Genomic DNA, 7,926 nt, shown 5'->3' on the forward strand with positions numbered 1-7,926 from the left:
TACCAAGATCGCGCCGAATAGGTCATTCGCATTCGGTAGTTTCTGCATCGTGGCCGATTTAGCGAACCGTCAGATCCTGCTGCGACGCCGTCCGAGCGGGCTCGTCCAGCCCGGAGACACCGAACTGGTCACCACGCCGGCGCCCGAGCCCGCCGCGGGCGAGGCGCTGGTCCGCACCACCTATGTGGGCCTCGACGCCGCGGTCCGCACCTGGCTCAACGACCAGCCGGGCTACCTGCCGCCCGTGCAGTTGGGCGAAGTCGTCCGCGCGGCCGGAATCGGCGAGGTCGTGTCATCACGCTGTGACGCCTACGCGGTCGGCGACGTGATCACCACGCTGACCGGCTTCCAGGAATATGTGATCGTCCGCGACGACGTGTTCAGCACGCCGATCGCCGACGAAAGCGATCAGCTGGCGATCATGTCGGTCTACGGCCCGACCGGGGCCACGGCATACATCGGGATGACCGACGTCGGTCGGCCTCAGGCCGGAGACACCGTGGTGGTCTCGGCCGCAGCCGGCGCTACCGGATCGGTGGCGGGGCAGATCGCCAAGATCGCCGGCGCCCGGGTGGTGGGCATCGCGGGCGGTCCGGAGAAGTGCCGGGCGGTGGTTGAGGACTTCGGTTTCGACGCGTGCATCGACTACAAGAACGACGACCTGGGCACCGCGCTGAAAGAGCACTGCCCCAAGCGGGTCAACGTCTACTTCGACAACGTCGGTGGGCCCATTCTCGACGCGGTGTTGGGCAGGTTGGCCATGAATGCGCGGGTCGTGTTGTGCGGCATCATCTCCAGCTACTTGACCAGCGACCATCCCGGGCCGGCGAACTACGTGAACTTGCTGTCGAAGACCGCGACCATGCAGGGATTCAACGCGCTCGATCAGTGGGGGCGCTTCGACGAAGCGTTCGCCTCGCTTCGGCAATGGGGCCACGAAGGCCGAATCAAGGCCCGCCAGACCGTCTTTGAAGGCGTCGACTCCTGTGTTGACGCGCTCAACGGGCTGTTCACCGGCGCCAACATCGGCAAGATGTTGGTCAAGTTGAGCGAGCCGACGACGGTTTAGCTCAGCTCTTGGATGCGGATCATGGTGCCCGCGGGATCGCGCACGGCGCAGTCGCGAATTCCATAGGGCTGCTGGGTGGGTTCTTGAACGATGTCGGCATTGGTGGCCTGTAGCCGCTCGAACAGTTCGTCGAGGTCCTTGGTGGCCAGGACCACCATCGCGTAGGTGCCCTTGGCCATCATCTCGGCGATGGTGCGTCGTTCGTCCTCGGTGATACCCGGGTTCGCCGCCGGCGGATTCAAAACAATAGACGTGCCAGGCTGATTCGGCGGGCCGACCGTGATCCAACGCATCGTGCCCTTGCCGACATCGAGGCGGACCTCGAAGCCGAGGGTGTCGCGGTAGAACGCCAGCGACTCTTCCGGATCGTCGTGCGGCAGCATGCTCGAGTGAATGGTGATGTCCATCTCAGTCACGTTAGGTGCAGAGCGGCGGCGGGAGCTTCTCGATTCCTGACCGGTCTGGTCACCTGCTTTTCCACGCACGACGGCAGGCCCGCCTCCATGTGGGCTGTCTGGTCCCGATAGGTGCTGGGGGAGACGCCGACGAGCTCGCTGAAGCGGGTGCTGAAGGTGCCCAGCGACGAGCAACCGACCGCGAAGCAGACCTCGGTGACGCCGAGGTCGCCGCGACGCAGCAGCGCCATCGCGCGCTCGATGCGGCGCGTCATCAAATAGGAGTACGGCGATTCGCCGTACGCGGTTTTGAACTGGCGACTGAGATGACCGGCTGACATGTGCGCGTCGCGGGCGAGCGCCTCGACGTCCAGCGGCTGCGCGTATTCGCGGTCGATGCGGTCTCGGACGCGGCGCAGCCTCGCGAGGTCGCGCAGGCGTTGCTCGTCGGTGGATCTGCGGGCCACCCGCGCGATCGTGCCATGTCGCGTTTGGGTTCGGGTCCACTTCGCGGTCTGCTGTAGGCTTTCCACCTGCTGCCGGTGATCCATCGGCGGCTCCGGGCTGTGGCGCAGTTTGGTAGCGCACTTGACTGGGGGTCAAGTGGTCGCAGGTTCAAATCCTGTCAGCCCGACGCAGGTCAGAGGCGGTTTCCGAGGTTCGGGAGCCGCCTTTTTCCATGCCATACCGCCTTTGTATACCGCCATCACAAACCGAGCGCGTCGCCGAGCCCTCTGACCGCGGCGCGGGCGGCGTCGTCGCTGGTGTGTCCGTACAGGTCGCCGGTGATGCTGATAGACGCGTGTCCGAGCAGATCGGCCGCGGCCTTGATGTGGACACCTGCTTCCAGCCAGCCGACAGCCGCGGAGTGGCGCAGCGTGTGCGCGCCGACGTCCTTGATCCCGGCCTTGCCCGCCGCAATCTCGACGGTCCGAAGCAGGTTGCGCGGATCGACCCAACCGCCGACTTCGGTCGCGAACACCGCGCCGGTTTCAGTCCACTGGTCACCCGCGCTCAACCGCTCGGCGATCTGCGCTTTGCGGTGTGTCTTCAACTCAGCCATCAGGCCAGCCGTCAGCGGAATACGCCGCCGCGACCGATCGGTCTTCGGCGCGGTCCACGCCAACGCGCCAGCGACCCGTACGACGACACCGGCCACGGTCAACTCACTCTTGGCCAGATCGACGTCCGACCAACGCAGGCCCGCCACCTCACCGCGGCGCATCCCGGTCGCCGCGAGGACCAGCACCGCCAGCCGGTACCGCAACCCGTCCAGCTGGCCCAGCACTCGCCGCACGTCGTTGGTGGACAGATAGCGCGCCTCCTTCGGCACGACAGCGGGACGCTTCACCTTCGCTGTTGGGTTCGCCGCGAGTAGGCCATCGCGCACGGCGATATCGAGCGCGGCTCGCAGCACCGTGTACACCTGTCGCACGGTGCTGTCGGATAATTTCTTGCCTCGCAGGCGCATTACGAGTGATTCGACGTGTGTCGGCCGGATCTGGTCGAGCCGCAGCCCTGCGAGCTTGGTGTCGCCTTCTAGGTGTTTGCGGCACAAGTTGGCGTAGAGCTCTTGGGTGGTCGCTTTCCGTGACGATGCCGGTAGCGCGGTCGTCCGCCAGGTCGCCAGCCACGAGCCGACCGTCTGCTTGTCGTCGCGCGGCGGCGCCCCCTCGGAGAGCCGTTTGCAGGCGGCGGTGAGCTTGCCTCGCGCCTCGGCGCGCGTCTCGCCGTACACGCTGAGCCGTTTCCGATCGCCGTCCGGCGTGGTGTACCGGGTCGACGCTTCCCAGAGTCCGTTCGGCCGCTGCCGGTAGGACCCTTCGCCATCCGCTCGCCGTGTACCCATAACCGCCTCTCAAAGAGTCAAGTGGTCGCACACGGCAGGATAGCGGCGGACACGCCGATTGCGGCGTAGCACGGGCGTATCGGGGCGGACGGGTTACGGTAGGCGCCACAATCGAACACCGACGCTAGTCAAGGTTCACGCGACGAGCCGCCGCAATAGGCGGATTCGCACCGTATGGGCGAGATCGCTGGAACCGAGACGAACGGCGCAACCCCGCACTGGGGCAAACCCGCTGAGTCCCGCACGCGGACTTACTGAACCGGCAGCCGAGCACAGAGAAGACCACCGTGGTCTATCTGTCGCTCGGCTGTTCCCGTTCAGAAGGGAAACCCCGTGCCGAAAGCCTCCACGAATTTTGTTCCTGCGCAACGCAAGTTGTGCACCATCGGCGACGTCTGCGAACAACTCAGCGTCGGCCGCACTACCGTGTACGGGCTGATTGACACAGGCACGTTGCGTCGCGTGAAGGTCGGCGTGCGAGCACTAATCCCGCAATCTGATGTCGACGCGTTCGTCGCTCGCCTACTCGATGGCGATGTGGTCGCGTGAGACCCGCCGACGAGCCCCAGGTCCACGTCGGACCGAACGCTGCTGCGCCGGGTCTGGTGACGATCGCTATCGGCACCGGAACCGACCCGTACAGCGTCACAACGGAATTCGCTATCAGGCTGGCCGGACTGCTGCTGGTCTCTGCCGCGGCATCACGTGACAGTGCTGCAAAGGCGTCACGTGACAACGCCGCAACCGCCACGTGACATGGGCAATCGCTACCCGATTCAGGTGTTCGGCGAACCAATTCGCAAGGGCTACACCGTGGTATCGGACGAGCTAATCCGAGAAGGCGCCCACGACAACGCGCTCGGCTCGGACGGCCTAGCGGTAATCCTGCTGATGCTGTCTCGCGCGTCAATCAGGGCGGGACAACGCGCGTGGGAAACCTCGGCGACGCAGATTTCCGAAGAGCTCGGCTGGGGCCGCAACCGAGAGCGCGCCCGCGTGGCGATTCAAAGGGCTGAGGACGACGGACGTCTCGTACGGCGTGGATTCGCCCGCGACGGCCAGGACGTCAAGCAGCGGTGCGCGTACGTGATCTGTGCGGGCGGACGCCGTTTCACCGACGAGGAACTGGTCGTCGTGAAGGAACCGATCATTCTGCCGCCGAAGCGGAAGAGCGCGCCGTGAGCCCGTCAGCGGTGCACGAATGCCGTGCGCCACATACGCCCCCCACGGTGCACGAAAACCGTGCACGTCGAACGCTGTTGTGGTGCACGGTTTTTTGTGCACCAAGTGCACCGGAAAAGGTGCACGGCATTCGTGCACCATTGGTGCACCCCCGTGGGTGCAACATAGGAATACCCATGTACCTAAGGGATACCCGATCCGCTCATGCACTGGCGTGCACGATCGCTCGAACCCCCTACCGAATCTGCGTACTGGGTTACGCAACTCGGGGACTTCGCGGTGACCCACAGACCGCGCGCGCGTGGAGTGAGGCGCCCGCATGAGCCGCCGGAATGCAACCGAGCAGATCGCGCGCGAGGAACGAGTATCGAAAATCCGCCAATGCCGACGCTGCCACCCATGCGGGTGGTTGCTCGACACCGACGGCACGCCGATCGAACCGGCAATTCGCTGCACCCATGGCGCCCGACCGCCGGTGTTCCGGGATATCACCGCGCCGATCCATGAGCGTGAGTTCGACTCAGGTTCAGGTCAACCCGAGCTGGACCTGTGAACGTCCGCGCCGTGCTGGTCTGTCACCCCGAGCCGCAGCAGTCATCCAGCGCCGAGTTCACGTTCTGGGCCGACGTCGCCGAGGCGCGGCGCGCCGAAGCCGAGTTAGGGCACCGGTGCGGGCCGCTGTGCGTCGAAATCCACACCATCGCCCGACTTGGCCTCGAGCCGGACCCCAGGCGGCGGGCGACTCGATGACGGACCGCGACCAACAACTGATGGCCGAAGCGACCTTCGTACTCGCCGACGCGATACACCTGCTGAACATCAGCGGCCAACGAATCCCGCACCGCTGGCCGAAGACGCTCGCAGCCCTCAACAGGCGTTTGTCCGTGGACGGACAACCCGAACGGGCCAATCTGTCAGTCTTGAAGACGACCGAGCAACTCGCATCCGAATGGGGTTGCCACGCAAGGACTATCAGACGCAAAGCCGAAGCTGCCGGTGGACGAAAAGTCAACGGCTGGATCTTCCCGGAGGACACATAAATGGCCACCCACGACGAGGCGTCATTCCTACGAACACTTTTGACTCCCGCCGACAACGACGGCGGACAAGGCTTACGAAGCCTGTTCTCAAATATCAGCGGCCAGGCGCCGCCCGAGGTCGTCGAGCACCAGGGCCCCGTCGACTGGAATCCCTTGGTCGCAGCCGCTCTCGGCACCCAGAACAACGACGACGCAACCGAAACCGACCCCTCGGCCGGACCTGCTCAAAACTGACAGCCCACCAACCCGCAAAGGACACTCCCGATGCACATTTCCGCCCGCTCTTACGCCCATACCGTTGAGAAATCCGCAGACAAACTCGGCGTTCCCCTCCCGGGGCGATACTTCGCCCACATCGAACAGGCCCAAGCCCTCGCCGAGTCCGTCGCTGAAATCGCCCGAGTGCAGGCTGACCAGCTCACGACCGCCTCGCTCACGGCACTTGAGGCCGGCCGTGACCATCACACCGATAAGACCGTGCTGCGTCTCCTGCTGGATCGGACGCTCTCCCTGAGCGGGATTGACCAGATCGCGCGAGAACGCGCCGACCAGGCATTCCGAGACATGCTCGCCGACGTCTCCGACGACATTCTCGAGTCATGGGCCGAAGCCCTCGAACCACAATCCCAACACTTGGCCGCAGCAGCGCAAGCGGGGCTCGACCTGCACCGGCCCGACGCCGTCATCGCCCAAGGCGGCGACAGCATGAAACTCGCGCACCACGCGCAGGCCGCAGTCGCGGCCTGGTCCGCCGCCATCACCGGATTCGCCGCTCTCGCGACCGTCGCTGGCGTCGACCGCAGCAACCGTCACACCGCGCCAATGGTGTTCACGCCCGCACGCCGAGCCGAGCTGGCACCCGCGTTCACGCTGGCACGCGACGAACAAACCAGCGTTGACGCGTGGGTGCTGGCCCGCTGCGGCATCCCACTCGACCTCGCCACCATCGGCGACTTCATGGCACGCGCAGCCACATTCGAAGCAGACCGCCAAACCGAGCGCCAATCTGCGGTCGACGAAGAACGCTACCAACGCTCAGCCCACCAGTGACCCGCCCAAGCAGCCCGCGGCTGGCGCGCCATCGGGTTTCCCGGCCCGACCGGCAGCGCCGCCGCGAGGCCCCTACGACGACGAGGACCAGGACATGACCCAGCAGGCAACCCGAGCCGACCAGAGCACCCGACCCCCTACGCCGGGTGACCCCTACCGGGGGCCCACGCGCACCTCACTGGCTTAGGCGATGCCCTCCCTCGGCACTTTTTCTTTTGAAGATCAGGAAGGACGATATGACCCCCAGGAAGCGGACGCCGCTGAGGGTGGTCGGGTCGGGTGAGCCCAAGAAGGTGGCAGCCAATAAGGCACCGGCGAAGCGGGCGCCGCGGAAGGCTGTTCCGATGTCGGTTGCCGAGGCAGCGGCGACTGGCGACCGCCGACAGTTGTTGGTGGCGCTCGGTAACCGGGTCGGTCAGGCGCTCGATGATCCGAAGACAGCGGGGCCCGCATTCGCTGCGCTGATTAAGCAGGCGCGTGACATCGCGGACGCGATCGCGGCGATCGACCAGGCCGCGGATGCGGCCTCATTGGTGTCGGGTCCGGAGTCGGCGATCGCTACCACGCCGGATGAGGCGTGGGACGAGTCGATGATCTGAACGCTGACCGCGGTCGTGGTCCTGGTCGTCGGCGTGGGATCCGCAGTGCGGGGCCTGAGTGGTCGCATGATGGCGAAGTGACGTTCCGGGAGCGCGCCGAGATGGCGATGCGCGAGGGCTGGAACAGCGGGCTTGACGACGAAAATCCCTACGCGGGTGGCGACTCGCTGGCGCTGGCGAAATGCTGGATGCGCGGCCACAAGACGATGCTCACGATCCGTTCCGCGGCAACGCCAGCGATGCAGAAATACCTCCGGGCCCGCGTCCACATGACGAGCGAATGACGACGCGGGCCGAGGCCGAAGCCGCCGTGCGGCCCGAACTGAACGCCGAGCTCGGCGCTAAACGATCGCACCGGAGAATGCGAGGCCTCGCACGAAGCGAGACATCTCGCTCCAGTCCGGATCGCCCTCCGTCGTGGCAGGCAAATGGATGGTGGTCTTCTTCATGCGCCGCAGATTCCACTTGTAGCCGTATGTGTAGCGACTTCGCTCATGTCGAATCATGGTGCAGACAAAAAGGAGGGCGTGTACATCCGGACCGTTGGGGGGCGGTACCAACACATTCACGTCGTCTGATGCGTAGAACGGTGCGTCCTGATAGAAGGCAACTCCGACAGAGTTTCCGTTGTAAGGAACTGTTACGCAGCCTGTTTCGAATATCGGGTCCAGATCGATCAGGTCGGTGACTCCGTTGTTCTTCATTGAGGCGCCGATGAAGCGCGTTGAGCCCGGAGTGCGGT

Annotated in this window: 15 protein-coding genes and 1 tRNA gene; 12 read left to right on the top strand and 4 right to left on the bottom strand. The window is 65.2% G+C overall.

Annotated features, from left to right (window positions below):
• Nucleotides 1–49 precede the first annotated feature (49 nt).
• Nucleotides 50–1,069 carry an NADP-dependent oxidoreductase gene (locus WAN02_RS17205; RefSeq protein WP_422265450.1) on the top strand — a complete coding sequence of 340 codons (1,020 nt, stop codon included), beginning with the start codon at nucleotides 50–52 and terminating at the stop codon, nucleotides 1,067–1,069.
• On the opposite strand, the gene WAN02_RS17210 is transcribed toward WAN02_RS17205, so the two are convergent.
• Complete coding sequence (locus tag WAN02_RS17210; protein ID WP_422265436.1) at nucleotides 1,066–1,476, bottom strand: VOC family protein; 411 nt, start codon at nucleotides 1,474–1,476, stop codon at nucleotides 1,066–1,068. The genes WAN02_RS17205 and WAN02_RS17210 overlap by 4 nt on opposite strands.
• Nucleotides 1,477–1,481: 5 nt before the next feature.
• Nucleotides 1,482–2,015: a helix-turn-helix transcriptional regulator gene (locus WAN02_RS17215; RefSeq protein WP_422265437.1), complete on the bottom strand. Its 534-nt coding sequence runs from the start codon at nucleotides 2,013–2,015 to the stop codon at nucleotides 1,482–1,484.
• Between the two features lie 9 nt (nucleotides 2,016–2,024).
• Between WAN02_RS17215 and WAN02_RS17220 the strand changes: the two genes are divergently transcribed.
• Nucleotides 2,025–2,098: transfer RNA gene (locus WAN02_RS17220), tRNA-Pro, on the top strand.
• Between the two features lie 72 nt (nucleotides 2,099–2,170).
• On the opposite strand, the gene WAN02_RS17225 is transcribed toward WAN02_RS17220, so the two are convergent.
• On the bottom strand, nucleotides 2,171–3,313 hold the full coding sequence (locus WAN02_RS17225; protein ID WP_422265438.1) for a tyrosine-type recombinase/integrase: 1,143 nt from the start codon (nucleotides 3,311–3,313) through the stop codon (nucleotides 2,171–2,173).
• A gap of 333 nt (nucleotides 3,314–3,646) precedes the next feature.
• Between WAN02_RS17225 and WAN02_RS17230 the strand changes: the two genes are divergently transcribed.
• The 10 genes from WAN02_RS17230 (at nucleotide 3,647) to WAN02_RS17275 (ending at nucleotide 7,468) form a co-directional block, all read left to right on the top strand.
• The gene (locus WAN02_RS17230; RefSeq protein ID WP_422265439.1) at nucleotides 3,647–3,862 is read left to right on the top strand and encodes a helix-turn-helix domain-containing protein; all 216 of its coding nucleotides are present in this window, start codon (nucleotides 3,647–3,649) and stop codon (nucleotides 3,860–3,862) included.
• A complete protein-coding gene (locus WAN02_RS17235) occupies nucleotides 3,859–4,068 on the top strand; it encodes a hypothetical protein (RefSeq protein ID WP_422265440.1) in 210 nt (69 codons plus the stop codon). Before WAN02_RS17230 ends, WAN02_RS17235 begins: the two co-directional genes overlap by 4 nt.
• The gene (locus WAN02_RS17240; RefSeq protein WP_422265441.1) at nucleotides 4,043–4,495 is read left to right on the top strand and encodes a hypothetical protein; all 453 of its coding nucleotides are present in this window, start codon (nucleotides 4,043–4,045) and stop codon (nucleotides 4,493–4,495) included. Before WAN02_RS17235 ends, WAN02_RS17240 begins: the two co-directional genes overlap by 26 nt.
• A 319-nt stretch (nucleotides 4,496–4,814) precedes the next feature.
• Nucleotides 4,815–5,048 (top strand): hypothetical protein, encoded by a 234-nt coding sequence (locus WAN02_RS17245; protein WP_422265442.1) that lies wholly within the window; start codon nucleotides 4,815–4,817, stop codon nucleotides 5,046–5,048.
• The gene (locus WAN02_RS17250; RefSeq protein ID WP_422265443.1) at nucleotides 5,045–5,245 is read left to right on the top strand and encodes a hypothetical protein; all 201 of its coding nucleotides are present in this window, start codon (nucleotides 5,045–5,047) and stop codon (nucleotides 5,243–5,245) included. Before WAN02_RS17245 ends, WAN02_RS17250 begins: the two co-directional genes overlap by 4 nt.
• Nucleotides 5,242–5,535: a hypothetical protein gene (locus tag WAN02_RS17255; protein WP_422265444.1), complete on the top strand. Its 294-nt coding sequence runs from the start codon at nucleotides 5,242–5,244 to the stop codon at nucleotides 5,533–5,535. The genes WAN02_RS17250 and WAN02_RS17255 overlap by 4 nt, the downstream gene beginning before the upstream one ends.
• Nucleotides 5,536–5,769: a hypothetical protein gene (locus tag WAN02_RS17260; protein ID WP_422265445.1), complete on the top strand. Its 234-nt coding sequence runs from the start codon at nucleotides 5,536–5,538 to the stop codon at nucleotides 5,767–5,769. It abuts the gene before it with no gap.
• A 30-nt stretch (nucleotides 5,770–5,799) separates the two neighbouring features.
• Complete coding sequence (locus WAN02_RS17265; protein ID WP_422265446.1) at nucleotides 5,800–6,585, top strand: aldehyde dehydrogenase; 786 nt, start codon at nucleotides 5,800–5,802, stop codon at nucleotides 6,583–6,585.
• Between the two features lie 236 nt (nucleotides 6,586–6,821).
• Complete coding sequence (locus tag WAN02_RS17270; RefSeq protein WP_422265447.1) at nucleotides 6,822–7,184, top strand: hypothetical protein; 363 nt, start codon at nucleotides 6,822–6,824, stop codon at nucleotides 7,182–7,184.
• Nucleotides 7,185–7,261: 77 nt separating this feature from the next.
• A complete protein-coding gene (locus tag WAN02_RS17275) occupies nucleotides 7,262–7,468 on the top strand; it encodes a ribosome modulation factor (RefSeq protein ID WP_422265448.1) in 207 nt (68 codons plus the stop codon).
• Between the two features lie 57 nt (nucleotides 7,469–7,525).
• Here the strand turns inward: WAN02_RS17275 and WAN02_RS17280 are convergent.
• A partial coding sequence (locus tag WAN02_RS17280) for a restriction endonuclease subunit S (RefSeq protein ID WP_422265449.1) occupies nucleotides 7,526–7,926 on the bottom strand: 401 nt, incomplete at its 5' end.

It is taken from the genome of Mycobacterium sp. (assembly GCF_049281135.1).
Lineage (GTDB): Bacteria > Actinomycetota > Actinomycetes > Mycobacteriales > Mycobacteriaceae > Mycobacterium.

Bases quoted from the DNA above. Each gene is read 5' to 3' on its own strand.
- WAN02_RS17210 (WP_422265436.1), bottom strand. From the start codon at position 1,476: ATGGACATCACCATTCACTCGAGCATGCTGCCGCACGACGATCCGGAA.
- WAN02_RS17215 (WP_422265437.1), bottom strand. From the start codon at position 2,015: ATGGATCACCGGCAGCAGGTGGAAAGCCTACAGCAGACCGCGAAGTGG.
- WAN02_RS17225 (WP_422265438.1), bottom strand. From the start codon at position 3,313: ATGGGTACACGGCGAGCGGATGGCGAAGGGTCCTACCGGCAGCGGCCG.
- WAN02_RS17245 (WP_422265442.1), top strand. From the start codon at position 4,815: ATGAGCCGCCGGAATGCAACCGAGCAGATCGCGCGCGAGGAACGAGTA.
- WAN02_RS17255 (WP_422265444.1), top strand. From the start codon at position 5,242: ATGACGGACCGCGACCAACAACTGATGGCCGAAGCGACCTTCGTACTC.
- WAN02_RS17260 (WP_422265445.1), top strand. From the start codon at position 5,536: ATGGCCACCCACGACGAGGCGTCATTCCTACGAACACTTTTGACTCCC.
- WAN02_RS17265 (WP_422265446.1), top strand. From the start codon at position 5,800: ATGCACATTTCCGCCCGCTCTTACGCCCATACCGTTGAGAAATCCGCA.
- WAN02_RS17270 (WP_422265447.1), top strand. From the start codon at position 6,822: ATGACCCCCAGGAAGCGGACGCCGCTGAGGGTGGTCGGGTCGGGTGAG.